Origin of the sequence: Pantoea sp. UBA5035 (assembly GCF_002415245.1) — a bacterium.
Taxonomy (GTDB): domain Bacteria; phylum Pseudomonadota; class Gammaproteobacteria; order Enterobacterales; family Enterobacteriaceae; genus Pantoea; species Pantoea septica.
The window spans coordinates 52,964-78,028 of the sequence record NZ_DICD01000017.1 but is presented as its reverse complement, the minus strand read 5'-3'; the positions used below and the strand labels follow the sequence as shown (position 1 = coordinate 78,028).

Annotated in this window: 21 protein-coding genes; 7 read left to right on the top strand and 14 right to left on the bottom strand. The window is 57.6% G+C overall.

The window, feature by feature from the left end:
- Positions 1 to 174: 174 nt before the first annotated feature.
- The 8 genes from carB to ribF form a co-directional block, all read right to left on the bottom strand.
- Complete coding sequence (carB, locus tag B3229_RS13585) at positions 175 to 3,399, bottom strand: carbamoyl-phosphate synthase large subunit (protein WP_286871483.1); 3,225 nt, start codon at positions 3,397 to 3,399, stop codon at positions 175 to 177.
- 14 nt (positions 3,400 to 3,413) lie between these two features.
- Positions 3,414 to 4,562 carry a glutamine-hydrolyzing carbamoyl-phosphate synthase small subunit gene (gene carA, locus B3229_RS13580; protein ID WP_048782335.1) on the bottom strand — a complete coding sequence of 383 codons (1,149 nt, stop codon included), beginning with the start codon at positions 4,560 to 4,562 and terminating at the stop codon, positions 3,414 to 3,416.
- 469 nt (positions 4,563 to 5,031) lie between these two features.
- Positions 5,032 to 5,847 carry a 4-hydroxy-tetrahydrodipicolinate reductase gene (gene dapB / locus B3229_RS13575; RefSeq protein WP_286871480.1) on the bottom strand — a complete coding sequence of 272 codons (816 nt, stop codon included), beginning with the start codon at positions 5,845 to 5,847 and terminating at the stop codon, positions 5,032 to 5,034.
- 214 nt (positions 5,848 to 6,061) lie between these two features.
- Positions 6,062 to 7,015, bottom strand: a complete 954-nt coding sequence (gene ispH / locus B3229_RS13570; RefSeq protein ID WP_276723683.1) for a 4-hydroxy-3-methylbut-2-enyl diphosphate reductase — start codon at positions 7,013 to 7,015, stop codon at positions 6,062 to 6,064.
- Positions 6,996 to 7,466 carry an FKBP-type peptidyl-prolyl cis-trans isomerase gene (gene fkpB, locus B3229_RS13565; protein WP_033749437.1) on the bottom strand — a complete coding sequence of 157 codons (471 nt, stop codon included), beginning with the start codon at positions 7,464 to 7,466 and terminating at the stop codon, positions 6,996 to 6,998. Before fkpB ends, ispH begins: the two co-directional genes overlap by 20 nt.
- Before the next feature lie 3 nt (positions 7,467 to 7,469).
- Entirely contained in the window at positions 7,470 to 7,973 is a 504-nt protein-coding gene (lspA, locus tag B3229_RS13560; RefSeq protein WP_048782340.1) for a signal peptidase II, read from the bottom strand.
- Complete coding sequence (gene ileS / locus B3229_RS13555) at positions 7,973 to 10,792, bottom strand: isoleucine--tRNA ligase (protein ID WP_033749653.1); 2,820 nt, start codon at positions 10,790 to 10,792, stop codon at positions 7,973 to 7,975. The genes lspA and ileS overlap by 1 nt, the downstream gene beginning before the upstream one ends.
- Before the next feature lie 28 nt (positions 10,793 to 10,820).
- Positions 10,821 to 11,744, bottom strand: coding sequence for a bifunctional riboflavin kinase/FAD synthetase (gene ribF / locus B3229_RS13550; RefSeq protein WP_033749435.1), 924 nt, complete (start codon positions 11,742 to 11,744; stop codon positions 10,821 to 10,823).
- A gap of 317 nt (positions 11,745 to 12,061) precedes the next feature.
- Between ribF and rpsT the strand changes: the two genes are divergently transcribed.
- Entirely contained in the window at positions 12,062 to 12,325 is a 264-nt protein-coding gene (gene rpsT, locus B3229_RS13545; protein ID WP_286871476.1) for a 30S ribosomal protein S20, read from the top strand.
- 127 nt (positions 12,326 to 12,452) lie between these two features.
- Here rpsT and nhaA read toward each other — a convergent pair whose 3' ends face one another.
- The 3 genes from nhaA to dnaK form a co-directional block, all read right to left on the bottom strand.
- Positions 12,453 to 13,625 (bottom strand): Na+/H+ antiporter NhaA, encoded by a 1,173-nt coding sequence (nhaA, locus tag B3229_RS13540; protein ID WP_048782347.1) that lies wholly within the window; start codon positions 13,623 to 13,625, stop codon positions 12,453 to 12,455.
- A 174-nt stretch (positions 13,626 to 13,799) separates the two neighbouring features.
- A complete protein-coding gene (gene dnaJ / locus B3229_RS13535) occupies positions 13,800 to 14,945 on the bottom strand; it encodes a molecular chaperone DnaJ (protein ID WP_286871474.1) in 1,146 nt (381 codons plus the stop codon).
- Between the two features lie 100 nt (positions 14,946 to 15,045).
- Positions 15,046 to 16,956, bottom strand: coding sequence for a molecular chaperone DnaK (gene dnaK, locus B3229_RS13530; protein WP_033793446.1), 1,911 nt, complete (start codon positions 16,954 to 16,956; stop codon positions 15,046 to 15,048).
- A 64-nt stretch (positions 16,957 to 17,020) separates the two neighbouring features.
- Between dnaK and B3229_RS13525 the strand changes: the two genes are divergently transcribed.
- The 4 genes from B3229_RS13525 (at position 17,021) to B3229_RS13510 (ending at position 19,948) form a co-directional block, all read left to right on the top strand.
- Positions 17,021 to 17,332, top strand: coding sequence for a hypothetical protein (locus B3229_RS13525; protein ID WP_286871471.1), 312 nt, complete (start codon positions 17,021 to 17,023; stop codon positions 17,330 to 17,332).
- Positions 17,333 to 17,504: 172 nt separating this feature from the next.
- A complete protein-coding gene (locus B3229_RS13520) occupies positions 17,505 to 17,915 on the top strand; it encodes a GNAT family N-acetyltransferase (RefSeq protein ID WP_033749427.1) in 411 nt (136 codons plus the stop codon).
- A gap of 24 nt (positions 17,916 to 17,939) precedes the next feature.
- On the top strand, positions 17,940 to 18,629 hold the full coding sequence (locus B3229_RS13515; RefSeq protein ID WP_033749426.1) for a helix-turn-helix transcriptional regulator: 690 nt from the start codon (positions 17,940 to 17,942) through the stop codon (positions 18,627 to 18,629).
- Between the two features lie 20 nt (positions 18,630 to 18,649).
- Positions 18,650 to 19,948 (top strand): cytosine permease, encoded by a 1,299-nt coding sequence (locus B3229_RS13510; RefSeq protein WP_048782354.1) that lies wholly within the window; start codon positions 18,650 to 18,652, stop codon positions 19,946 to 19,948.
- A gap of 19 nt (positions 19,949 to 19,967) precedes the next feature.
- Here the strand turns inward: B3229_RS13510 and B3229_RS13505 are convergent, their stop codons facing one another.
- The 3 genes from B3229_RS13505 to tal all read right to left on the bottom strand — a co-directional run bounded on the left by B3229_RS13505 (position 19,968) and on the right by tal (position 23,036).
- Positions 19,968 to 21,269 carry an MFS transporter gene (locus B3229_RS13505; RefSeq protein WP_286871468.1) on the bottom strand — a complete coding sequence of 434 codons (1,302 nt, stop codon included), beginning with the start codon at positions 21,267 to 21,269 and terminating at the stop codon, positions 19,968 to 19,970.
- Positions 21,270 to 21,379: 110 nt separating this feature from the next.
- Positions 21,380 to 21,967: a molybdopterin adenylyltransferase gene (gene mog / locus B3229_RS13500; RefSeq protein WP_048782358.1), complete on the bottom strand. Its 588-nt coding sequence runs from the start codon at positions 21,965 to 21,967 to the stop codon at positions 21,380 to 21,382.
- A 115-nt stretch (positions 21,968 to 22,082) separates the two neighbouring features.
- Complete coding sequence (gene tal / locus B3229_RS13495; protein ID WP_033749420.1) at positions 22,083 to 23,036, bottom strand: transaldolase; 954 nt, start codon at positions 23,034 to 23,036, stop codon at positions 22,083 to 22,085.
- A 207-nt stretch (positions 23,037 to 23,243) separates the two neighbouring features.
- Here tal and yaaA point away from each other — a divergent pair, with 207 nt between their 5' ends.
- Together yaaA and B3229_RS13485 are read left to right on the top strand one after the other, a co-directional pair.
- A complete protein-coding gene (gene yaaA / locus B3229_RS13490) occupies positions 23,244 to 24,020 on the top strand; it encodes a peroxide stress protein YaaA (RefSeq protein WP_286871466.1) in 777 nt (258 codons plus the stop codon).
- A 419-nt stretch (positions 24,021 to 24,439) separates the two neighbouring features.
- Positions 24,440 to 25,033: a fimbrial protein gene (locus tag B3229_RS13485; protein ID WP_048782362.1), complete on the top strand. Its 594-nt coding sequence runs from the start codon at positions 24,440 to 24,442 to the stop codon at positions 25,031 to 25,033.
- Positions 25,034 to 25,065 lie beyond the last annotated feature (32 nt).

Genomic DNA, 25,065 nt, shown 5'->3' with positions numbered 1-25,065 from the left:
CTTTCGCTTTATAAATTTGTGCGGTTTTTACGGAAAATAGCAACAATAGCATTGTGCGCTAAGCCTAAAGACAAATGCGCAAAACTTTAATCGTTTTTAGTTATTTATTATTAAAGCTGGTGATAAAAAAATAAAAAAAACGGCCCCGCAGGGCCGTTTAATTATGCACGGAAATTAACCGTTAATAAGCGCGTGCATTTCCTGTACGGAAATGACTTTTTCCGTTGGATCCGCATTCAGCGACATCGCCGTAGCGAAACCGCCGTTCAGCGTGGTGTCGTAGTGCACCTTATACTGCAGCGCGCTGCGGCGAATCACGCGCGAATCCTCAATCGCCTGACGACCGGCAGTGGTGTTGACGATATAGGTATATTCGCCGTTCTTCAGGCGATCCTGAATATGCGGACGACCTTCGTGCACCTTATTCACCAGACGCGGGTTAATGCCCGCTTCGCCCAGCACCACGGCGGTGCCGTGAGTGGCGTCCAGCTCAAAGCCGAACTTCAGCAGCTTGGCCGCCAGATCGACAATGCGCTTCTTATCGCCTTCGCGTACCGACAGCAGCGCGCGGCCGCTCTTCTTCATGTTGCTCTGAGCGCCCAGCATCGCTTTCGAGAAGGCTTCGGCAAAGGTGCGGCCCACGCCCATCACTTCGCCGGTGGAGCGCATTTCCGGGCCGAGAATTGGATCCACGCCCTGGAATTTGTTGAACGGCAGCACCACCTCTTTCACCGAGTAGTACGGCGGGATCACCTCTTTAGTAACGCCCTGCTCGGCCAGCGTTTTGCCTGCCATGACGCGCGCCGCCACTTTCGCCAGCGGCACGCCGGTGGCTTTAGAGACGAACGGCACGGTACGCGCCGCGCGCGGGTTGACCTCAATCAGGTAAACCTCGTTGTCCTTCACCGCGAACTGCACGTTCATCAGGCCGCGCACGTTGAGTTCGAACGCCAGGCGCTCGACCTGCTGACGCATTACGTTCTGAATCTCCTGGCTCAGCGTATAGGCGGGCAGCGAACAGGCGGAGTCGCCCGAGTGCACGCCCGCCTGCTCGATGTGCTCCATGATGCCGCCAATCAGCACGCGCTCGCCGTCGCAGATCGCGTCCACGTCCACCTCGACCGCGTCGTCCAGGAAGCGGTCCAGCAGCACCGGCGCATCGTTGGAGACAGAGACAGCGGTCTGGAAGTAGCGCTTGAGGTCGATCTCGTCGTAGACGATCTCCATTGCGCGGCCGCCCAGCACATAAGAAGGACGCACCACCAGCGGATAGCCGAGGCTGGCCGCTTTCTCCACCGCCTGCTCCAGCGTAGTGACGGTGGCGTTAGCCGGCTGCTTCAGGTTCAGGCGATCGACCGCCTGCTGGAAGCGCTCGCGGTCTTCGGCGCGGTCAATCGCGTCCGGGCTGGTGCCGATAACCGGCACGCCCGCCGCTTCCAGCGCGCGCGCCAGCTTCAGCGGCGTCTGACCGCCGTACTGCACGATCACGCCTTTCGGCTGCTCGATGCGCACGATCTCCAGCACGTCCTCCAGCGTGACCGGCTCGAAGTAGAGACGGTCAGAGGTGTCGTAGTCGGTAGAAACCGTTTCCGGGTTGCAGTTCACCATAATGGTTTCGAAACCATCTTCGCGCAGCGCCAGCGCGGCGTGCACGCAGCAGTAGTCGAACTCGATGCCCTGCCCGATGCGGTTTGGTCCGCCGCCCAGCACCATAATCTTGTCGCGATCCTGATTCGGGTTCGCCTCGCACTCCTCTTCATAGGTGGAGTACATATAGGCGGTATCGGTGGCGAATTCGGCGGCGCAGGTATCGACGCGCTTATAGACCGGATGCAGATTGTACTGCTGACGCAACTTGCGGATCTCGCCTTCCGAGACGCCCGCCAGCGACGCCAGACGCGCGTCGGCGAAGCCTTTGCGCTTCAGCGTACGCAGGAACGGCTGGCTCAGGCCGTTGACGCCTTCGCGCGCCACCTGCTCTTCCAGACGCACCAGCTCTTCGATCTGCACCAAGAACCAGCGATCGATATTGGTCAGGTTAAAGACGCCGTCGACCGACATCCCGGCGCGGAACGCATCGGCGATATACCAGATACGCTCAGCGCCGGCATCTTTCAGCTCGCGGCGAATGCGGGTCAGCGCATCGGCGTCGTCAAGGTGCACTTTCGGGTCGAAGCCGTTGGCGCTCACTTCCAGGCCGCGCAGCGCTTTCTGCATCGACTCCTGGAAGGTGCGGCCAATCGCCATCACCTCGCCGACCGATTTCATCTGCGTGGTCAGACGGTCGTTCGCGCCAGCGAATTTCTCGAAGTTAAAGCGCGGGATCTTGGTGACGACATAGTCGATAGAGGGTTCAAAGGACGCCGGGGTCAGACCGCCGGTAATGTCGTTCATCAGCTCGTCCAGCGTGAAGCCGACCGCCAGCTTGGCCGCCACTTTGGCGATCGGGAAGCCGGTCGCCTTAGAGGCGAGCGCCGAGGAGCGCGAGACGCGCGGGTTCATTTCGATCACGATCAGACGGCCGTCCTTCGGGTTGACCGAGAACTGCACGTTAGAGCCGCCTGTTTCCACGCCGATTTCACGCAGCACCGCCAGCGAGGCGTTACGCATGATCTGATACTCTTTATCGGTCAGCGTCTGCGCCGGCGCGACGGTGATGGAGTCGCCGGTGTGAATGCCCATGGCGTCGAAGTTTTCGATAGAGCAGACGATGATGCAGTTGTCGTTCTTGTCGCGCACCACCTCCATCTCATACTCTTTCCACCCAATCAGCGACTCATCGATCAGCAGCTCGTTGGTCGGCGAGAGGTCGAGGCCGCGTTCGCAGATCTCTTCAAACTCTTCACGGTTGTAGGCGATGCCGCCGCCGGTGCCGCCCATGGTGAACGAGGGGCGAATAATGCACGGGAAGCCGACATCTTCAGCCACGGCCAGCGCTTCTTCCATGGTATGGGCGATGCCTGAACGCGCCGTATCCAGTCCGATGCTTTTCATCGCCACGTCGAAACGACGGCGATCTTCTGCTTTGTCGATCGCATCAGCCGTGGCGCCAATCATGGTGACGCCGAACTCTTCCAGCACGCCCTGACGCTCCAGCTCCAGCGCGCAGTTCAGCGCGGTCTGGCCGCCCATGGTCGGCAGCACCGCATCCGGTCGCTCTTTTTCGATAATTTTGCGTACCACTTCCCAGTGAATCGGCTCGATATAGGTCGCATCGGCCATCTCCGGGTCGGTCATGATGGTCGCCGGGTTGGAGTTTACCAGAATGACGCGGTAGCCCTCTTCGCGCAGCGCCTTACACGCCTGCGCGCCAGAGTAGTCAAACTCACAGGCCTGGCCGATAACAATCGGGCCTGCGCCAAGGATCAGGATGGATTTTATATCTGTACGTTTCGGCATTTTCTGGCTCCTGATTACTTAGCTTTCGAACGGTAGGCTTCGATCAGCTCGATAAAGTGATCGAACAGCGGCGCAGCGTCGTGCGGGCCCGGGCTCGCTTCCGGATGACCCTGGAAGCTGAACGCCGGTTTATCGGTGCGGTGAATGCCCTGCACCGTTTTGTCGAACAGCGAAATGTGCGTCACGCGCAGGTTCGCCGGCAGGCTGGCGTCATCGACGGCAAAGCCGTGGTTTTGCGCGGTGATCATGACGCGGTTGTTGTCGAGATCCTGCACCGGATGGTTGCCGCCGTGGTGGCCAAGTTTCATCTTCACCGTTTTCGCGCCGCTCGCCAGCGCCAGCAGCTGATGGCCGAGGCAGATGCCAAACACCGGAACTTCCGTCTCGAGGAAAGCTTTGATCGCGCTGATGGCGTAATCGCACGGCTCCGGGTCGCCTGGTCCGTTAGAGAGGAAAATCCCGTCTGGGTTAAGCTTCAGCACCTCTTCGGCAGGCGTCTGCGCCGGCACCACCGTCAGGCGACAGCCGCGATCCACCAGCATGCGGAAAATATTGAATTTCACGCCGTAATCGTAGGCCACGACGTGATACGGCAGCGCTTCCGCGCTCTTCGCCTGCGGCAGGCCCTCGTTCAGCGTCCAGGAGCCCTGCTGCCAGCTATAGGTCTCCGCCGTTGTGACTTCTTTCGCCAGATCCATCCCTTTCAGTCCCGGGAACGCCTGCGCTTTCTGCAGCGCCAGCGCCGCATCCGGGTTGTCGCCCGCGATGATGCAGCCGTTTTGCGCCCCTTTTTCACGCAGCAGGCGCGTCAGCTTGCGGGTGTCGATATCGGCGATGCCCACCACGTTATTGCGCTGCAGGTAAGCTGACAGGCTCTCTTCGCTGCGAAAGTTGCTGACAATCAGCGGCAGGTCGCGAATGACCAGGCCCTGCGCGTGAATTTGCGTGGATTCTGCGTCAGCGGCGTTGACGCCGACATTGCCGATATGGGGATAAGTGAGGGTGACGATCTGGCGGGAATAGGAGGGATCAGTGAGTATTTCTTGATAACCGGTCATTGACGTATTGAAAACGACCTCCCCCACTGCCGATCCCGTTGCCCCTATGGCCCGACCGTGGAATTGGGTTCCGTCTTCCAGAACCAAGAGCGCTGACTTAATCAAAACATCCTCCAGGGAATAAACAGTCACAATATTTGCATATTAATTCAAAATTTGGCCCTGAATCAAGGCAAAAACCGCCTGAGTGGTCGATTTTTGGCAAATTGCGCGCATTCTAATGATCGCACTCCGGCTTGTCTACCCTGAAGCACGTTTTTTTAGGGTTTTTGAGCCACTGAAGGGAAAAACCAGGAATAAGTCGCAAAAAAGCGATATTACCGGCAGGAATAAACGGTTGCCTGAGGAAAATAAAATAAAAGCGAGCCGTAGAGACCACTATTTTTGACCAAATGGTCAAAAAAGGTCTTTTTTTAATCACGCAGACAGATAAAAAGCACCATTTTATACCTTTAGGCATAAATACAAACGAAACCCGTCATTTATATAAAAAAATAAAGGGCGATAATGCTATCGCCCTGTTCAATCAATCTCTTACTGATTGAAATAACCACATCACGATGGTTCACAACATTCACAGCATCGATAAATCCAGCACGTCACGCATATCATAAAGGCCAGATTTCTTCTCTTTCAGCCACAATGCTGCCTTAACCGCGCCATTTGCGAAGGTCATGCGGCTTGAAGCCTTGTGGGTTATCTCAACGCGTTCGCCGATATCTGCAAACATCGCCGTATGCTCGCCGACGATGTCGCCCGCGCGCACCGTAGCGAAACCGATAGTCTGCGGCTTGCGCTCGCCGGTATGCCCTTCGCGCGCGTAGACGGCATGATCCTTTAAATCCCAGTTCATGGCGTCGGCAATCGCTTCGCCCATCGCCAGCGCCGTGCCGGAAGGCGCGTCAACCTTATGGCGGTGGTGCGCTTCGACAATTTCGATATCGGCGTAGTCGCCCATCACCTTCGCCGCTTTCTCCAGCAGCTTGAGCACCAGATTCACGCCGACGCTAAAGTTAGCGGCGAAGACGATACCGATATCGGCGGCGGCAGCCTGAATCGCCGCTTTGCCCGCATCGTCGAAGCCGGTGGTGCCGATCACCATCGCCTTATTGTGTTCGCGACACAGCGCCAGATAGTGCAGCGTGCCTTCAGGGCGGGTGAAATCCACCAGCACGTCAAAGTCATCCATCACGCTGCGTAAATCGTCGGCGATAATCACGCCGTTTTTCCCCAGCCCGGCCAGTTCGCCGGCGTCGCTGCCAGTCAACGAGGATCCGGGACGCACCAGCGCGGCGCCCAGCTCGACGCCCTTCGCCTGCTGCGTCGCCTCAATCAGATTGCGTCCCATGCGGCCTGACGCGCCTACGATGGCAATGCGGTAATTACTCATATTTATTCATTCCTGATACAAAACTATGCATGCAAAGCGCAATCAGGTTAACGGTCAGTCAACAGACGCGCCACTACTAAACCGGGATAATTAGAATTTCAGGGTAGCGCTTACCGATTATCAGTAAAAGCAATTCCGCCGGCTGGAACTCAACTCTTTCGCCCATAAAAAAGGCCGACTGTCGTCGGCCTTTCAGCAAGCTGAGAGTGCAGGATTACTGCACGTTGCGCACTTCGACGCGCAGCTCTTTCGGCACTTCAAAAACAATGTTCTCTTCACGGCCGATTAGCTCGATGGCCGCTTCGCCACCCATTTCGCGCAGGCGCTGGATCACCTGCTGCACCAGAATGTCGGGCGCCGATGCGCCAGCGGTTACGCCGATGCACGCAATGCCTTTTACCCACTCTTCCTGGATGTCGTCCGCGGAGTCGATCAGTTTCGCCAGCTTGCCAGCGCGCTGCGCCAGCTCCGCGAGCCGATTGGAGTTTGAGGAGTTCTTCGAGCCGACCACCAGCACCACTTCCGCATCGCGCGCCAGCACGCGCACCGCTTCCTGCCGGTTGGTAGTGGCATAGCAGATATCGTCCTTACGCGGACCGATAATTGCCGGAAAGCGCGCGCGCAGCGCATCGATCACGTCAGAGGTATCATCGACCGACAGCGTGGTCTGCGTCATAAAGCAGAGATTGCTCTCATCCTTTACCTGCAGCTTAAAGACGTCTTCCGGCGACTCCACCAGATACATGCCGCCGTTCGGGTTGCTGTACTGGCCCATGGTGCCTTCGACTTCCGGATGCCCGGCATGGCCGATCAGGATCGCTTCCACCCCTTTACGGCTGGCGCGCGCCACCTCCATATGCACCTTGGTCACCAGCGGACAGGTGGCGTCGAACAGCATCGTCAGGCTGCGCGCTTTCGCTTCGGCGCGAACCGCCTGCGATACGCCGTGCGCCGAGAAAATCAGAATGGCGTTATCCGGCACTTCGCTGATCTCTTCGATAAAGATCGCGCCGCGTTCGCGCAGGCTGTTCACCACGTAGCGGTTGTGCACCACTTCATGACGTACATAGATCGGCGCGCCGTACATCTCCAGCGCACGCTCGACAATGCTGATGGCGCGATCGACGCCGGCGCAGAAGCCGCGCGGGTTAGCCAGCAGGATTTGCATCGTTTGCCTCCAGTGCCGGATTGACTTCCAGCACGTCGATATCGAAGTGAACCTGATGACCGGCCAGCGGATGGTTGAAATCCACGGTGATGGAATCCCCGGAGATTTCGCGGATCACGCCGGGCATTTCGCTGCCGCCCATGCCGGTAAAGAGCATGATGGCGCCGATTTCCGGCTCGCCCGCATTAATAAAGTCGCGGCGCGAGAAGTACTGGATCAGATCCGGGCTGACGGCGCCGAACGCCGCTTCCGGCTCCAGCGTAAAGGCGTGCTTGTCGCCCGCCTTCAGTCCCAGCAGCTCCTGCTCCAGCGCGGCGGAAAGGCTGCCGTCGCCCAGGCGGAACAGCGCCGGTTTGCCGGACGCGGAGGTCGACTCCGCGACGGAGCCATCCTCAAGCTTCAGCGTGAAATGCAGCAGCACCGCGCTGTCGCGCTCTACAGAGACTGTCATGTCTTACCCTTGTTTTGCCTGTTTGCCGGAGGGGCTGAGAAAGCCCTCCAGCACCACTAACGCGGCGCCGATACAGATGCCGCAGTCAGCGATATTAAAGGTGGCGAAATGCCAGTCACCGATATAGAAGTCGATAAAGTCGACGACGAATCCGTGATAAGCACGATCGAACAGGTTGCCCGCCGCGCCGCCGATAATCAGCGCGTAGGCGATATTAACGATCTTCTGGCTGGCGCGGCTGCGGTACATCATCACCAGCAGCGCCACCACGATAGCGATGGCGATGCCGGCGAAGAACCAGCGCTGCCAGCCGCCTTTATCCGCCAGGAAGCTGAACGCCGCGCCGTAGTTGTGCGCGTAGAACAGGTTGAGGAACGGCATCAGCGGCTGCGTTTCATGCAGCATCATGTTGTTCATCACCCACTGTTTGCTGGCGAAATCGACCAGGATCACCGCCAGCACCAGCCATACCCAGCGTAAGCCGGTTGAGAGAATAGGTTTACGCATCAGGCAAATTTACGCTCTTCGCCGTTGCCGGCCAGGTTGGTGTAACAGCGTCCGCACACGGCAAGATGCTCCGCGTTCTGGCCGACGTCCGTAGTGTAGTGCCAGCAGCGCGGGCATTTCTCGCCTTCCGCTTTATGCAGCGCGATTTTCAGACCTTTTACCAGCTCGCTCTGCTGCGCTTCTTCGCTCGCCAGCGCGTAATCCGCCACCGTCGCGCCTGAGGTCAGCAGCACAAAGCGCAGCTCGTCGCCCAGCGCCTGCAGCTTCTCAGCCAGCGCCGCATCGGCATAGAGCGTCACCGTCGCTTCCAGCGCGCCGCCGATACGCTTGTCGCTGCGCGCCTGCTCGATAGCCTTGTTGACTTCGCCGCGCACCTTCAGCAGCTCCGCCCAGTAGGCGTCGTTCAGCGCCTCGTCCTGCGACAGACCGAACAGGCCGCTATACCACTCCTCGGTGAAGACGTACTGCGCGCGTTTGCCCGGCAGATAGCCCCAGATTTCGTCGGCGGTAAAGGACATGATCGGCGCCATCCAGCGCACCAGCGCCTCGGCGATATGCCACAGCGCGGTCTGGCAGCTGCGGCGCGCCAGGCTGTCGCCCTTCGCGGTGTACTGGCGATCCTTGATGATATCCAGATAGAACGAACCCATCTCGACCGAGCAGAACTGCATCAGGCGCTGGATAACCTCATGGAAATCGTAGTTGTCGTACGACGCGACGATATCCGCCTGCGCCGCCTGCGCGCGACCGACCGCCCAGCGATCCACCACCACCATCTCTTCCGGCGCCACCATATCGGTTTCCGGATTGAAGCCGTTGAGGTTCGCCAGCAGGAAGCGCGCGGTGTTGCGGATACGACGATAGGCGTCGGCAGAGCGCTTCAGGATTTCGTCAGAGACCGCCATCTCGCCAGAGTAGTCGGTAGAGGCGACCCACAGACGCAAAATATCCGCGCCCAGTTTGTTCATCACGTCCTGCGGCGAAACGGTGTTGCCGATCGACTTGGACATCTTGCGGCCCTGACCATCCACGGTAAAACCGTGGGTCAGCACCTGGCGATAAGGCGCTTTGCCCTTCATCGCGGTAGAGATCATCAGCGAAGACATAAACCAGCCGCGATGCTGGTCGGAGCCTTCCAGATACATATCGGCAGAGTGGCCGCCGAACTCCGGACGCGCGTCGACCACCGCATAGCTGGTGGAGCCGGAGTCGAACCAGACGTCAAGCGTATCCGGCACTTTCACATAGCTGTCGGCGTCGTCGCCCATCAGATCGCGCGGATCGAGATCCCACCACGCCTGAATGCCGTCCTGCTCGACGCGCTGCGCGACTTTCTCCATCAGCGCCAGCGTATCGGGATGCAGCTGCTCGGTCTCTTTATGCACGAACAGCGCCATCGGTACGCCCCAGGTGCGCTGACGAGAGATGCACCAGTCCGGGCGATTGGCCACCATCGCTTCAATACGCGCCTGGCCCCAGTCCGGGATCCACTGCACGCCTTTGATCTCTTTCAGCGACTGCGCGCGCAGCCCTTTCTGATCCATGCTGATGAACCACTGCGGCGTAGCGCGGAAGATGATTGGCGTTTTGTGACGCCAGCAGTGCGGGTAGCTGTGCAGCAGTTTTTCCACATGCAGCAGCGCGCCCTTCTCTTTCAGCAGCTCAACGATAACGTCGTTAGCTTTGAAGACGTTCAGGCCGTCGAGGGTCGGATAGGTGCCCGGCAGATAGGTGCCGTCCGGGCCAACCGGGTTTGCCACTTCGATGCCATATTTCTGGCCGATAACATAGTCGTCCGGACCGTGGCCCGGCGCAGTGTGCACGGCACCGGTACCGGCTTCGAGCGTAACGTGCTCGCCCAACACCACCGGCGACTGAATGTTCACCAGGAAAGGATGCTGGAAGGTCAGACGCTCCAGCGCCGCACCTTTGCATTCGCCCAGCACGGTCCACTCGGCGACGCCAGCGCGCTTCAGCACGCTCTCGACCAGCTCTTTCGCGAGGATCAGGGCGCGACCGTCGATCTGCACCAGTTGATAGTCAAATTCCGGATGCAGCGAGATAGCGCGGTTGGCCGGCATGGTCCAGGGCGTGGTGGTCCAGATCACCAGCGAGATTGGGCCGTTGACCGGCGCGTCGCCGAACTGCGCGCGCACCGCGTCGCGGTCTACCGCGTTGAACATGACGTCGATAGAGGGCGAGGTTTTGTCATAGTATTCGACTTCCGCTTCCGCCAGCGCCGAGCGGCAGTCCAGACACCAGTGCACCGGCTTCGCGCCCTTGTGCAGATGGCCGTTGCCGATGATTTTGCCCAGCGCGCGGATGATATTGGCTTCGGTCTGGAAGTTCATCGTCAGATAGGGACGATCCCAGTCGCCCAGCACGCCGAGACGGATAAAGTCCGCCTTCTGCCCTTCCACCTGCTCGGCGGCGTATTTGCGGCACGCTTCGCGGAATTCGGCCGGCGTGACTTTTTCGCCCGGCTTGCCGATCATCTGCTCGACCTTATGCTCGATCGGCAGACCGTGACAGTCCCAGCCCGGCACGTAAGGCGAATCGAAGCCCGCCATGCCTTTCGACTTAACGATAATGTCTTTCAGAATCTTGTTAACTGAGTGACCAATATGGATGCTGCCGTTGGCATAGGGAGGGCCGTCATGCAGGATAAAGGTTTTTTTCCCTTTTTTGGCTTCGCGGATGATGCCGTACAGGTTGTCATCATACCAGCGCTGCAGCATTCCCGGCTCGCGTTTGGCAAGGTCGCCACGCATCGGGAACCCCGTTTCGGGCAAATTCAGGGTAGATTTATAGTCACTCATCAGATTCTCGTTTCCGTATTTTGCGGGGTTAAAGCCCAAAGAAGCGCCGGGCGGTTACCACATCTTTCGCAATTTGTTCTTTCAACGCCTCCAGTGAGGCAAAGCGCTGCTCGTTACGTATCTTATGCTTCAGCACCACATCAATGTGCTTTCCATACAGATTGATATTGATGTCAAGCAGGTGAACTTCAAGCTGCTGGCGCAATCCTTTTACCGTCGGTCGCGTGCCGATATTGGCGACGCCGGGAACGGGCGCGCCCAGGCCGAGCACTTCCACCGCATACACGCCTTTCACCGGCGAGACGATGCGGCGTAAAGGGAGATTCGCGGTGGGAAAACCGATGGTGCGTCCCAGTGCATCGCCGTGCACGACGCGGCCAGAGATACTGAAAGGATGGCCCAGCAGCGTTTGCGCCAGCGCTAAGTCGTCATCAGCCAGCGCCTGACGCACGGCGGTGCTGCTGATGCGCTTGCCGCCGTCGCAGAAGGTTTCGGTGCTGACGACGTCAAAGCCGTACTCGGCACCCGCCTTCTGTAATAACAGGAAATCCCCCTGACGACCAGCGCCAAAGCGGAAATCATCCCCCACCGCCAGGTACTTAACGCCCAGCTTATCCACCAGCAGATCGGTGATGAAACACTGCGCCGACTGTGCGGCGAAGCGGCGGTCAAAGCGCACGCAGAGCACGCGATCGACGCCCGCCTCCGCCAGGAACTTCAGCTTCTCCCGCAGGCGCGTCAGGCGCGCCGGCGCTTTGTCTCCGGCAAACAGCTCAAGCGGCTGCGGCTCGAACAGCATCACCATCACCGGAAGCTGGCGTTTTCGTCCCTCTTCGCACAGGCGCGCCATCAGCGCCTGATGGCCGCGATGTACGCCGTCGAAGTTACCAATGGTCAGGACGCAGCCGCGATGCTGCTCGTTTAGATTATGAATACCGCGGATAAACTTCATGGCTGACTCAAACCGGTGGAAATCGGCGGATTATACCCTTGAAACCGGCTAAGGTTAACCCGTAGCCACACCTTTCCTGCGCAGAAGGCGCCATTTATCGGGGCCCGACGCATGCCGCCCGTTTATCCGAGAATTTTGTTGGGAAAGGCTGTATTCAACGAGGGGAAGCTGGTAGAATCTTGCGCCATCAATTACGTAACCGGGCGTGGTTTGTAAAACGACGCTTATTTGCACAAATCCATTGACAAAAGAAGGCTCAAAAGGCATAGTCCTCGGCCTTTGATTTGTCCATATAGAACACATTTGGGAGTTGGACCTTGGCTAATATCAAATCAGCTAAGAAACGCGCCGTAACATCTGAAAAACGTCGCAAGCATAACGCGAGCCGTCGTTCTATGATGCGTACTTTCGTTAAGAAAGTATACGCGGCGATCGCAGCTGGCGACAAAGCTGCTGCGCAGAACGCATTTAACGAAATGCAACCACTCGTGGACCGTCAGGCTGCTAAAGGTCTGATCCACAAAAACAAAGCTGCACGTCATAAAGCAAACCTGACTGCTCAGATCAACAAAATGGCGTAAGCCTTTGTTCATCGCTTTGTAAAAAGAACCGGCGCTAAGCCGGTTTTTTTTCGTCTTAAGCAAGCGCCTGCTCCAGGCAAACGTCTGATTCAGACGCTGCCCGAAGCGGCACGATTAAAGACTCGCGCTAAGCCGTTCGCGGCGCCAGACGCCGTCCCAGAATTACATAGCCCGCTACCGCAGAGAGAATCGATCCCAGCAGAATGCCCAGCTTCGCCAGCGTGATAAGCTGCGGATTACTCTCGCCGTAGGCCAGCGAGGCGATAAAAATCGACATGGTAAAGCCGATGCCGCACAGCACGCCGACCGCGGCGATATCCGCCAGGCGGGTATTGTGCGGCAGCGTCGCCAGCCTGAACTTCACCGCCAGCCAGCAGAAAAGCGTAATGCCCACAGGCTTACCAATCAGCAGTCCTGTGACAATCCCCAGCGGCAGCAGCGAGAAGATATCTCCTGCATGCACGCCCTCCAGCGACACGCCGGCATTGGCGAAGGCGAACAGCGGCAGGATCAGCCAGCGCACCCAGGGATGGAGCGCATGCTCAAGATGAATGGCCGGTGAATGACCCTCCTGCTTTTTCAGCGGGATCAGGAAGCCTACTACCACGCCCGCCAGCGTTGCATGCACGCCCGATTTCAGCACCGCGGTCCACAGCACCATGCCGACCAGCAGATAGAGGCCGGTATTGCGCACGTTCAGCAGATTCATCGCCGCCAGCACGACAATCGCCCCTGCGGCGACGCCTAGCGCGGCTATCGACAAATCGCTGGTGTAGAACAGCGCAATCACGACGATCGCGCCGAGATCGTCGATAATCGCCAGCGCCATCAGGAAGATTTTCAACGCCGGCGGCACGCGGCTGCCGAGCAGCGCGAGAATGCCCAGCGCGAAGGCGATATCGGTGGCGGTGGGAATCGCCCAGCCGCTGCGCGTAGCAGCATCTGCACCGTTAAACGCCAGAAACAGCAGCCCGGGCACCAGCATACCGCCCAGCGCGGCGATCAGCGGGAAAATCGCCTGTTCGCGCTTCGCCAGCGCGCCCATCACCATCTCGCGCTTCACCTCTAAGCCGACCATCAGGAAAAAGATCGCCATAAGCGCGTCATTGATCCACAGCAGCAGGTTCTTGCTGATATCGAGCGATCCAAAGCGGAACTCGACCGGTATGGCCAGCAGGTTCTGATAAGCCTGCTGGGTGCCAGCGTAGTTCGCCAGGAACATCGCCAGCGCAGCCGCCAGAATAAGCACGACGCCGCTTGTAGCATCATTCTGTAGCCATTTTTTAAGTTTAATATTCACATCATCTCCCGACTCATTACCTGTGCTATTCCAGAGCAGCAGCTATCATAGCGGTTAACAAACCGTTGTTCGGTTATTAAAAGGCGTATTTACGGAACTTTAAGCACTATGCGGCGAAAACAGCATAAAAAAAGCCAGCGACTGAGCGCTGGCTTTATGCTTACCGAATACGAATTAGCGGGTTAAATCGTCAAAGAACTTCTTCACGCCGTCAAAGAAGCTTTTCGAACGCGGGCTGTTGTTCTCGCCGGTCGGGCCGCCAAAGCTCTCTTCCAGGTCGCGCAGCAGCTTTTTCTGCTTCTCGTTCAGATTAACCGGCGTTTCCACCACGACACGGCACAGCAGATCGCCGACCGCGCCGCCGCGCACCGATTTCACCCCTTTGCCGCGCATGCGGAACAGCTTGCCGGTCTGCGTTTCAGCCGGGACTTTCAGCTTCACGCGTCCATCAAGCGTCGGGACTTCGATCTCGCCGCCCAGCGCCGCCATGGCAAAGTTGATCGGCACTTCGCAGTAAAGGTTGTTGTCTTCACGCTCGAAGATCGGGTGTTTCTTCACCGATACCTGAACGTAGAGATCGCCGGCCGGCGCGCCCTGCTCGCCCGCTTCGCCTTCGCCGCTGAGACGAATGCGATCGCCGGTATCGACGCCTGCGGGGATTTTCACCGACAGGGTTTTCGATTTCTCGACGCGTCCATGACCATGGCAGGCGTTGCACGGATCTTTAATCACCGAGCCGCGACCGTGACAGGTCGGACAGGCCTGCTGTACGGTAAAGAAGCCCTGACGCATCTGCACCTGCCCTGCGCCGTGGCAGGTCGGACAGGTTTGCGGCTGAGAGCCCGCCTTCGCGCCGCTGCCGTGGCAGACGTCGCACTCCTGCAGCGCCGGGATGCGGATCTCTTTGGTCACGCCGCGCACCGCTTCTTCCAGCGTCAGCTCCATGTTGTAGCGTAAATCGGCGCCGCGCGCTGCGCGTTGACGACGACCGCCGCCAAAGATATCGCCGAAGACGTCGCCAAAGATATCGCTGAAGTCCGCGCCGCCGCCGCCAAAGCCGCCGCCGCCGAATCCACCGCCGCCCATGCCGCCCTGTTCAAAGGCCGCATGACCGTACTGATCGTATGCCGCGCGCTTCTGCGCGTCGGTCAGGATTTCGTAGGCTTCCTTGACCTCTTTGAATTTGGCTTCCGCTTCTTTGTCACCCGGATTACGGTCGGGGTGGAACTTCATCGCCAGGCGTTTATACGCCTTTTTAATTTCACGTTCGTCTGCGGATTTGGAGACGCCTAAAATCTCGTAGTAGTCACTCTTCGCCATTTTTAGCCCTTAACATGCTCGCACGGGCGTGGAGAGATCTCCTACGCCCGTGCTGGTTTCAACGGCTGTCAGGCCAACCGTCGCGCCCGGTCAGGGGCAATTATTTTTTGTTGTCTTTCACTTCTTCGAATTCAGCGTCGACCACGTCGTCGTCTTTCTTCGCAGAAGCGTCGGCTGCATCCGCGCCACCTGCCTGCTGCTGCTGCGCCGCTTCCATCAGCTTGCTGGAAACCTGCATCAGCGCCTGCATTTTAGCGTCGATCGCCTCTTTATCTTCGCCTTTCAGCGCGGTTTCCAGCTCGCTCAGGGCGGACTCGATGGGCGCTTTGTCGTCGGCGGAGAGCTTATCGCCCGCTTCTTCCAGCTGCTTACGGGTGCTGTGCGCAATCTGGTCGCCCTGGTTGCGCGTCTGCACCAGCTCTTCGAACTTACGATCCGATTCAGCGTTCGCTTCTGCATCTCGAACCATTTTTTCGATTTCGTCCTCGTTCAGACCGGAAGAGGCTTTGATGGTGATCTTCTGCTCTTTGCCGCTGTTCTTGTCTTTCGCCGAAACGTGCAGGATGCCGTCCGCATCGATATCAAAGGTGACTTCGATCTGCGGCATGCCGCGCGGTGCCGGCTGAATGCCGTCAAGGTTGAACTGACCCAGCGATTTGTTATCGCTTGAACGCTTACGCTCGCCCTGCAGCACGTGAATGGTCACGGCAGACTGGTTGTCTTCAGCGGTTGAGAACACCTGGCTGTGCTTGGTTGGGATCGTGGTGTTCTTGCTGATCAGCGAGGTCATCACGCCACCCATGGTTTCGATACCCAGCGACAGCGGGGTCACGTCCAGCAGCAGCACGTCTTTGACGTCGCCCGCCAGCACGCCGCCCTGTACCGCAGCGCCGACGGCAACCGCTTCGTCCGGGTTAACGTCTTTACGCGGCTCTTTACCGAAGAACTCAGCCACTTTGGACTGCACCATCGGCATACGCGTCTGACCACCGACCAAGATCACGTCGTTGATGTCGGAGACAGAGAGCCCCGCATCCTGCAGCGCAACTTTCAGCGGCTCGATAGAGCGGCTGACCAGATCTTCTACCAGCGACTCGAGCTTCGCGCGGGTCACTTTGATGTTCAGGTGTTTCGGACCGGTTGCGTCCGCCGTGATGTACGGCAGGTTAACGTCGGTCTGCTGCGCAGAAGAGAGCTCGATTTTCGCTTTCTCTGCCGCTTCTTTCAGGCGCTGCATCGCCAACGGATCGTTGTGCAGATCGATGCCCTGATCTTTCTTGAATTCGGCAACCAGATAGTTGATCAGACGGCTGTCGAAGTCTTCGCCGCCCAGGTGGGTGTCACCGTTGGTGGCCAGAACTTCAAAGGTTTTTTCGCCGTCGACTTCGTCGATTTCGATAATAGAGATATCGAAGGTACCGCCGCCCAGGTCGTAAACCGCGATGGTGCGGTTGCCCTGGCCTTTATCCAGACCGTAAGCCAGCGCGGCTGCGGTCGGTTCGTTGATAATACGTTTTACTTCCAGACCTGCGATACGGCCGGCGTCTTTGGTCGCCTGACGCTGCGCATCGTTAAAGTAGGCCGGAACGGTGATAACGGCTTCGGTCACCGGTTCGCCGAGGTAGTCTTCAGCGGTCTTTTTCATTTTCTTCAGCACTTCCGCAGAGATCTGCGGCGGCGCCATTTTCTGACCTTTTACTTCCAGCCAGGCGTCGCCGTTGTCGGAAGAGGTGATTTTGTACGGCATGATTTTAATATCACGCTGCACTTCTTCGTCCTGGAAGCGACGGCCGATCAGACGCTTGATAGCGAACAGCGTATTCTGCGGGTTGGTCACCGCCTGACGTTTAGCCGGTTGGCCCACCAGAGTTTCGCCATCCTGCGTATAAGCAATAATTGAGGGCGTGGTGCGATCGCCTTCGGCATTCTCCAGCACGCGCGCTTTACCGCCGTCCATGATCGCAACACAAGAGTTGGTTGTACCCAGGTCAATACCAATAATCTTACCCATCTAAACGTCTCCCACTTAAATTCTTTGTCAATTTGGGTTGTGAACCCTTAATGCGGGCGCTTTGTTGGCTTTCAACCGCCATTACTCGCTTTTTTTCCCGGGCTCACAACGCTCGATGACAACTAAATGGGGCCGCTTCGAAGCGCATCAAGGGTTAAAAGAAAATTTTTTTTCGCCGCCGGCTTTTCTGTGCCATTCGCGCTTCGCGCCTTCGGCTGCGCAAAGAAAAAAGCCGCGCAAAGCGCGGCCTGTTGAACAGCATGTTGATTCAGTGCGGTGTGAAGCGGTCGGCTCAGCAAAGGAGCCGAAGAAATATATTATCGTTATTATTGCAAAGCTAACTTCTTTTTCTCTTTTCCCTGATGTCGGCGAATAGTCGCGTTGCCATAGCCATCAAATAACTGGCCCTATGATAATATTAAGTGGCTTAAATCACAGGAGGAATATTATCTCTTGCGTCCGACCGATCCTCATGGTAATAATGGAAATTCCGAGCATTTTACATCCCCTCAGCTCTTTTCAAATTTTCATCATATGGACATTATTATATGGAAATAAAGATCGGCCATATTGAGGATCGTCAGACTGAAGAATATATTATTCAACAGCTCTGGCAGCATAATAGCCGCTTCGCCGACGTTAATATGAAGCCGCTCAACGTTATATTATATGACGATGAACAACATATTCAGGGCGGGCTACTGGCGCACACCTGGTTCGGCACGCTGGATATTCACTATTTATGGATCGACGAGGCGCATCGCAAGCACGGCACCGGACGCGAGCTGATGCAAAAAGCCGAAGAGGAAGCGCGCCGCCGCGGCTGCCATATGGCGGTGGTGGATACCTTAAGCTTTCAGGCGCGCGGCTTCTACGAGAAGCTTGGTTATCGCGTCTACGGCGAACAGGATGGCTACGCGCAGCGCTTTGCCCGTTATTATCTGGCAAAAAGATTATAATCCGCACCTAATCAGCGAGGCGCTATGGGCAGCCCATATCGCAGTATCGACGATTTTCTTGCCGCCTTTGCCACCACCATGGATCTATTACCTACGCCATGGGGTTTTAAAGATGCGGCGTCACAACATCTCTATATGAATAGCGCGGCGCGCTTATATACCGCTACGCCTAAAAACTATTCTTTAGAGGGAAAAAAAGATAATGAGTTTCCCACGCCCTGGAGCGATTGTGCCGATGAGTTTTGCGAGCACGACGAAAAAGCCAGGACGTTGAAAGCGTGCGTCGCCGTTATAGAAACGCATTACTGGTATGGGAAAAACTATCTTACCCCTTTTATCAGCGAAAAATACCCGGTCTTTGATAGCCGTAACGTTTTTCTGGGCTGTATCTGGAACGCGCGTCCGGTGGAAAGCATTACCGCGCTGACGTTTATTCATCCGCAAAAGAGCTCAGTGCTGAACACCCAGCTTGAACACCCTCTGTTTACGCCCGCCGAACTGGATGTGATTTTTCTGCTGCTCAGGCGATTCAGCGCCAAAGAGATCGCCCGGATTTACAACCTTAGCGTGAAAACCATCGGCAACCGCATCGCCACCCTCTATCAAAAAGCGGGCGTGCATTCGCTGCAGCAGTTCGAGCAGTACTGCCGCGCTGAGTCGCTGGAGAACTATCTCCCAGAGAAGCTGCTCAGCAAAGGCGTCTCTTTTATTTAAACCGGCAAGGAAAACCTGTTGTGAGTAAATTTGATGACTACCCGTTGAGCCGGGTGCCTGCGGGCGAAAGGCTCTCGCTGCTTAGCGTCGCTATCGTGCATATGGGCATGCTGACCGCGCTCGATCAGTTTATGCTCGGCGCCGTGCTCGGCAACAGCATGACGCTCGGCGAAGCCTTTACCGCTATTACCCTGGCGAGCCTGCTGTTTGGTTTTCTGACTTTTGCGCTCGGCTACGCCGGGATGCGCGAAGGTCTGTCGGGCAGCCTACTGGCACGCTGGTGCGGCTTCGGCCGCCACGGTTCGGTGCTGATCGGCCTGCTGGTCGCCGTCAGCCTGCTAGGCTGGTTTGGCATTCAGAATGCGGTTTTCGCCCGGTCGCTGAGCTACGCCCTGGACGGCAAGCTGAGCTTCGCGCAGTCCGCCTCTTTATCGGGCGCAGTGCTGACGCTGCTGGTCGCCTTTGGCTTTAAGGCGCTGCGTTTTACCGCGCGCGTGGCGGTTCCGCTGTTTATCGCGCTGGTCGGCTGGATCTTCTGGCACGCGTTTCACGGGCAGACGGGCAGCACCATTCCGCCAGTTGCGGCCACAGAGGCCATTACCGTGAGCGCCGCCATTACCATGGTGATCGGCGGCGCCATTCTCGCCAGCCTGATGACGCCGGATCTGACGCGCTTCTCACGCAGCGGCAAAGACGTTTTCGCCATTACGATGCTGACCATTCTGGCGGGCGAGTACGGCGTTAACGGCCTGGCCATTTTGATTGCGAAAGAGCTGCATACTTCTGACATCATCGCCATCATTACCCAGACGACCAGCACGCTGGGGCTGTTCGCGGTGGTCTTTTCGACCCTGCGCATTAACGACCTCAACCTTTACTCTTCCGCGCTGGGCATCGCCAACGCCACGGAAGGGCTGACCGGCTTTAAGCCGCGCTACAGCGTCATTACCCTGCTGCTGGGTTTTCTCGGCACGCTCTGCTCAGTGCTAGGCATTCTCGATCGCTTCGTCGATTTTCTGGAGCTGTTGGGCGTAATCTTCCCGCCGGTGCTGGGCGTGATGATTGTGGATTACTATCTGCTGAAGACCGATCGCCAGACGCTGGCGCAAAGCCGCGACAGCAACGCGCTGCCGGCGACTTCGCGGCTTATCGGCTGGCCTGCGCTGATCGCCAGCGTGGCAGGGAGCGCCACCGGATTGCTGGTTGAACGCGGCGTGCCGGTTTTCAACTCGATTATCGTCGCCTGCCTTGTTTACCTGCTTACCGCGCCGCTGATGAAGCGCGCCGCGGCTACGCCGAAAGCGGCCGCCGTCGACTAATCTCTCCTGACGCGCCTGGCTACAGGCGCGTATCACTCGCCAGCGCGCCCTGCCGTTCAACATGGTAAAGCCACATCCCGATCAGCAATCCGACCAGCGTCAGCGCCAGCACATACCAGGCCGGCGCCAGCGGCGTCAGGCGCAGGATCAACGTGACGAAGATGGGCGTCAGGCCGCCAAAGATGGCGTAGGCAACATTGTAGGAGAAAGAGATGCCGGTAAAGCGTACCGGTGCCGGAAAGGCGCGCACCATCAGATAAGGCACCACACCCACCACGCCGACGCTCAGCCCCGCCAGCCCGTAGTTAAAGAAGAGACCGTCGCCATCCGGCGTCTGGCTGGCGAAAAAATGCCAGCTGCAAACTGCCAGCAGCAGCGAGCCGCCCATCAGGGTTTTCGCCGCGCCTATCCAGTCCACCAGCCACCCGGCAATCACGCAGCCCGCCAGCAGCATTACCGTCGCCAGACAGTTGGCCTGCAAACTCAGCGCGGCACCGATCGCGTGCTGTTTCTGCATTAGCGCAGGCGCCATTAAAATCACCACCACGATACAGGCGGAGAGCAGCCAGGTAAGCAGCATAGAGAGCAGAACGCCGCCTCTATGTTGAGTGAGTACGGTTTTTAACGGCAGCGTATCGGCCAGCATTTTACGCTGCTGCATCTGCTGGAAAACCGGCGTCTCATGCAGCCAGCGACGCAGATACATCGCCAGCAGCCCAAACAGCCCGCCAAGGAAGAAGGGAATACGCCAGCCGATGCTGGCGACCGTCTGCGGCGTCATGCTGCTGTTGATGGCGGTCGCAACCAGCGAACCCAGCAGGATCCCTGCCGTAAGCCCGGCGGTCAGGGTGCCGCAGGCGAAACCGATCCGCTTTTCCGGCACATGCTCCGCCACAAACACCCAGGCGCCCGGCACTTCGCCGCCAATCGCCGCGCCCTGCAGCAGGCGCAGCAGCAGCATCAGCAGCGGCGCGGCGATGCCCGCCGTATCGTAGGTGGGCAGCACGCCCATCGCCAGCGTCGGCAGCGCCATCAGCAGGATGCTCAGGCTGAACATTTTCTTGCGCCCTACCTTGTCGCCGAAATGCGCCATGATCAGGCCGCCGAGCGGGCGCGCCAGATAGCCGGCGGCGAAAATCGCAAAAGTTTGCAGCTGGCGCAGCCAGTCAGGAATATCAGGCGGGAAGAAGAGCTCGCCGATAACGGCGGCGAAAAAGACGAAAATGATAAAGTCGTAGAACTCCAGCGCGCCGCCGAGCGCGGCCAGCGACAGCGTTTTGTAATCTTGCTTTTTCAGGCGATGGGCAGCATGTGCATCCATAAGCGTACAGGTTCCAGAGGTAAAGTTGGATTTGTAAATTTACGCTTACTATACCGTCCATCTTTCACTACACCAGCGTCGCCAGAGGCTATGCCTGAAATGACGAATTTTTAGTTATTTATCTGCTTTATGGCGCTTTTGGGGCGAAAAGCTGCTACCACTTCGCGATGCGTTTCAACGTAAGGCCCTTCCAGAAGCTGTAAACAATAGGGTACAGCCGCAAAAATCCCCGGCACTTTCACCTTGCCGTCGGCCTCTTTCACCCCTTCCAGCGTCTCTTTAATCGACTTCGGCTGTCCTGGCAGATTCAGCACCAGCGACTGTTTGCGGATTACGCCGACCTGGCGCGACAGAATGGCCGTAGGCACAAACTGCAGGCTAATCTGACGCATCTGTTCGCCGAAGCCGGGCATTTCGCGATCGGCCACCGCCAGCGTGGCGTCGGGCGTGACGTCGCGGCGTGCCGGGCCGGTGCCGCCGGTGGTAAGCACCAGATGGCAGAAACGCTCGTCCACCAGCTCGCAGATCGCCTGTTCGATTAGCGGCTGCTCATCCGGCACCAGCCGGGTTTCGGTCGTAAAAGGGGTCGCCAGCGCGCTGCTTAGCCAGGCTTCCAGCGCCGGAATGCCCTGATCCTGATAAATGCCGTTCGCGGCGCGATCGGAAACGGAGATCAGGCCAATGCGTAAAGTATCCATGATGTTGTTACCCGGGTTGACCGCAAAGCGGTAAGACAAAAGAGGAATAGCAGAGAGGATAATAGAAAGTGAGGCAAAGAGAAAACCGTGGCGGCCAGGCCGCCACGGCAACGGATTACAGCAGGTCGGCGATCATTTTCTCAAGCTTGCCCTGGTCGACGGCGAAGTTACGGATGCCTTCCGCCAGCTTCGCGACCGCCATCGGATCCTGGTTGTGCTGCCACAGGAACTCAGATTCGGTCATCTTCGCCGGACGCGCTTTAACGTCGCCGCTGTAGCTCAGCTTACGCTCAACCGTGCCTTCGCTCTCCGCCAGCTCTTTCAGCAGCGCCGGAGAGATGGTCAGGCGATCGCAGCCCGCCAGCTCCAGGATCTCGCCGACGTTACGGAAGCTTGCGCCCATCACTACGGTTTCATAACCGTGCTGCTTGTAGTAGCTGTAGATTTCAGAAACCGACACCACGCCCGGATCTTCGTGCGGCGCGTACTCTTTCTTGTCGGTATTGTTTTTGTACCAGTCGAGGATACGGCCCACGAACGGCGAAATCAGGAACACGCCCGCTTCAGCGCAGGCGCGCGCCTGGGCGAAGGAGAAGAGCAGCGTCAGGTTACAGTTAATGCCTTCTTTTTCCAGCTGCTCCGCCGCGCGGATGCCCTGCCAGGTTGACGCCAGCTTGATCAGGATACGGTCGTTGCTGATGCCCGCGTCGTTGTAGAGTTTAATCAGGCTGCGCGCTTTGGCGATGCTGCCTTCGGTGTCATAGGAGAGACGCGCGTCGACTTCGGTCGAGATGCGGCCCGGAATCAGCTTGAGGATTTCCAGACCAATGTTGACGGCCAGTTTGTCCGACACCAGCGAGATCAGCTCATCTTTGCTGCCGTTCTGCTCGCGCGCCCAGCTAATCGCTTCGTCGATCAGCTTGCGGTATTCAGGGATCTGCGCGGCGTTCAGGATCAGAGAAGGGTTGGTGGTCGCGTCTTGCGGCTGATAGAGCTTCATGGCTGCGATATCGCCGGTGTCGGCGACAACGGTGGTGAGTTGACGCAAGGAGGTCAGTTTGTCCGTCATGTCTGTTGTCTCTTATGTAATGTCAGGGTGAAAAAGGCTGTTGCGATAATATCATGCGGCAACCGAGGCGCAAGGTCGCCAGATGCCGTTTACGATAGCGCGAACGAATGGCTGCGATTTGCCTGTCGCTGCGGCTTTTTTGTTACACTCGGCGGCCTGATAAGTGACATTTCCCTGTAGCGACAAAGGATAACCGAGGAAGCGATTATGTTAATGGTGATCTCACCCGCCAAAACGCTCGATTTTAGCAGCCCGCTGGCGACCCGGCGCTATACCCAGCCTGCGCTGTTAGAAAAATCACAACAGCTGATCGAGGTGGCGCGCGATCTCTCACCGGCGCAGATCGCTTCGCTTATGGGTATCAGCGATAAGCTGGCGCACCTGAATGCCGAACGCTTCAACAGCTGGCAGCCCGATTTTACGCCGGAGAATGCGCGCCAGGCGATTCTGGCGTTTAAAGGCGACGTCTACACCGGTCTGCAGGCAGAGAGCTTCAGCGAAGCGGATTTCGACTTCGCCCAGCAGCATCTGCGCATGCTCTCCGGCCTGTACGGCGTGCTGCGTCCGCTCGACCTGATGCAGCCCTATCGTCTCGAGATGGGCATTAAGCTGGCCAGCCCGGCAGGTAAAGATCTCTACAGCTTCTGGGGCGATCTGCTGACGCAGCATCTTAACGCCGCGCTGCAGGAACAGGGCGACGAGGTGCTGATTAACCTGGCGTCGGACGAGTATTTCCGGGCGATTAAGCCGAAACAGCTGCAAGGCCGCCTGGTGAAGCCGGTGTTCCTCGACGAAAAGAACGGCGCGTTCAAAGTGATCAGCTTTTACGCTAAAAAAGCGCGCGGCCTGATGAGCCGCTACGTTATCCAGCATCGTCTGACCGATCCCGACGCGCTGAAGCAGTTCGATGTGGACGGCTACGTCTTTGATAAAGCGAGCAGCAGCGAGAACGAGCTGGTGTTTAAGCGTTACCAGCAGAAATAAGCGCAGGCTTTGCCGCCCGATTGCGCGGCGGCAAAGGCGCTATTATTTCGGCTGCGGCACAGCGCGCATGCATTATTCGTCATAGCAAACGCAGCCGTATTTTACTCCGTTAGCACCCGCGCAAAGAAAAGCATTTAATTGCATGATTATTCTTAATATCTCCTCAAAAAAATTAACAACAACCTTTTATTGCCAGGCTGCGTTTTAAAAAAGTTAATCTCAGGTAATAAATTCACAGCAACATATTTGCTATTTATAAAAGCCTTCACCTGTTGAATATCGATATAGAAAAACTGCGGAATACTATTCGCCTCATAGCCTGGCCAGGCGCAGGGCTATAGCTGCTTTTGAAATGTAATTAGGCCACAGGGAAAGGTTTCCCCTGATTATTTTGCATGAACTGAAAAGAGACACTTTCAATGAAGATTAAAAACAGCGTGCTGCCAGTAATTCTGGCGGGGTTGATGACCTCCGGCGCAGCCTTTGCAGAGCCCACTGATGGAGCGTCGCCTATTCATACCAACCCGGGCGCAGAGGCGGGCACTCAAGGCGCAGGTGGCGAAGTGAAATTTACCGGCGAAATCACCGACGTCTCCTGCGAAATTTCCGCGGCAAGCAAAAGCCAGACCGTGGATTTAGGCAAATGGGCGAAGTCCTACTTTGAAAGCCGCACCGAGACCACGCAAACCCCTTTCACGATTTCAGTGAAAAACTGTCCTGAGTCGGTCGCCAACGTGGCCGTGCTGTTTGACGGCGATAAAGATAGCGGCGACAGCACGCTGCTGAAGACCACCGGCGGCGCGACCGGCGTCGGCATCAAGCTCTATGAGTCCGACCGCGCCACGCCGGTGGCCATCGGCTCGATTTCAAAAGCGGTCAACGTCACCAGCGGCAGCGGCAAGGATGGCGGTTCCGCCGACCTGAACTTCTTCGCCGATTATAAAAGCGATGGCGCAGCTATCGCCGTGGGCCCTGCGAACGCCACCTCTAATTTCGTGATGGTTTACAACTGATCGACGGCAGGGGAAACCCTGCCTGCGACTTC

Bases quoted from the DNA above. Each gene is read 5' to 3' on its own strand.
- carB (WP_286871483.1), bottom strand. From the start codon at position 3,399: ATGCCGAAACGTACAGATATAAAATCCATCCTGATCCTTGGCGCAGGC.
- dapB (WP_286871480.1), bottom strand. From the start codon at position 5,847: ATGAGTAATTACCGCATTGCCATCGTAGGCGCGTCAGGCCGCATGGGA.
- ispH (WP_276723683.1), bottom strand. From the start codon at position 7,015: ATGCAAATCCTGCTGGCTAACCCGCGCGGCTTCTGCGCCGGCGTCGAT.
- fkpB (WP_033749437.1), bottom strand. From the start codon at position 7,466: ATGACAGTCTCTGTAGAGCGCGACAGCGCGGTGCTGCTGCATTTCACG.
- lspA (WP_048782340.1), bottom strand. From the start codon at position 7,973: ATGCGTAAACCTATTCTCTCAACCGGCTTACGCTGGGTATGGCTGGTG.
- ileS (WP_033749653.1), bottom strand. From the start codon at position 10,792: ATGAGTGACTATAAATCTACCCTGAATTTGCCCGAAACGGGGTTCCCG.
- ribF (WP_033749435.1), bottom strand. From the start codon at position 11,744: ATGAAGTTTATCCGCGGTATTCATAATCTAAACGAGCAGCATCGCGGC.
- dnaJ (WP_286871474.1), bottom strand. From the start codon at position 14,945: ATGGCGAAGAGTGACTACTACGAGATTTTAGGCGTCTCCAAATCCGCA.
- dnaK (WP_033793446.1), bottom strand. From the start codon at position 16,956: ATGGGTAAGATTATTGGTATTGACCTGGGTACAACCAACTCTTGTGTT.
- B3229_RS13520 (WP_033749427.1), top strand. From the start codon at position 17,505: ATGGAAATAAAGATCGGCCATATTGAGGATCGTCAGACTGAAGAATAT.
- B3229_RS13515 (WP_033749426.1), top strand. From the start codon at position 17,940: ATGGGCAGCCCATATCGCAGTATCGACGATTTTCTTGCCGCCTTTGCC.
- B3229_RS13505 (WP_286871468.1), bottom strand. From the start codon at position 21,269: ATGGATGCACATGCTGCCCATCGCCTGAAAAAGCAAGATTACAAAACG.
- mog (WP_048782358.1), bottom strand. From the start codon at position 21,967: ATGGATACTTTACGCATTGGCCTGATCTCCGTTTCCGATCGCGCCGCG.
- tal (WP_033749420.1), bottom strand. From the start codon at position 23,036: ATGACGGACAAACTGACCTCCTTGCGTCAACTCACCACCGTTGTCGCC.
- yaaA (WP_286871466.1), top strand. From the start codon at position 23,244: ATGTTAATGGTGATCTCACCCGCCAAAACGCTCGATTTTAGCAGCCCG.
- B3229_RS13485 (WP_048782362.1), top strand. From the start codon at position 24,440: ATGAAGATTAAAAACAGCGTGCTGCCAGTAATTCTGGCGGGGTTGATG.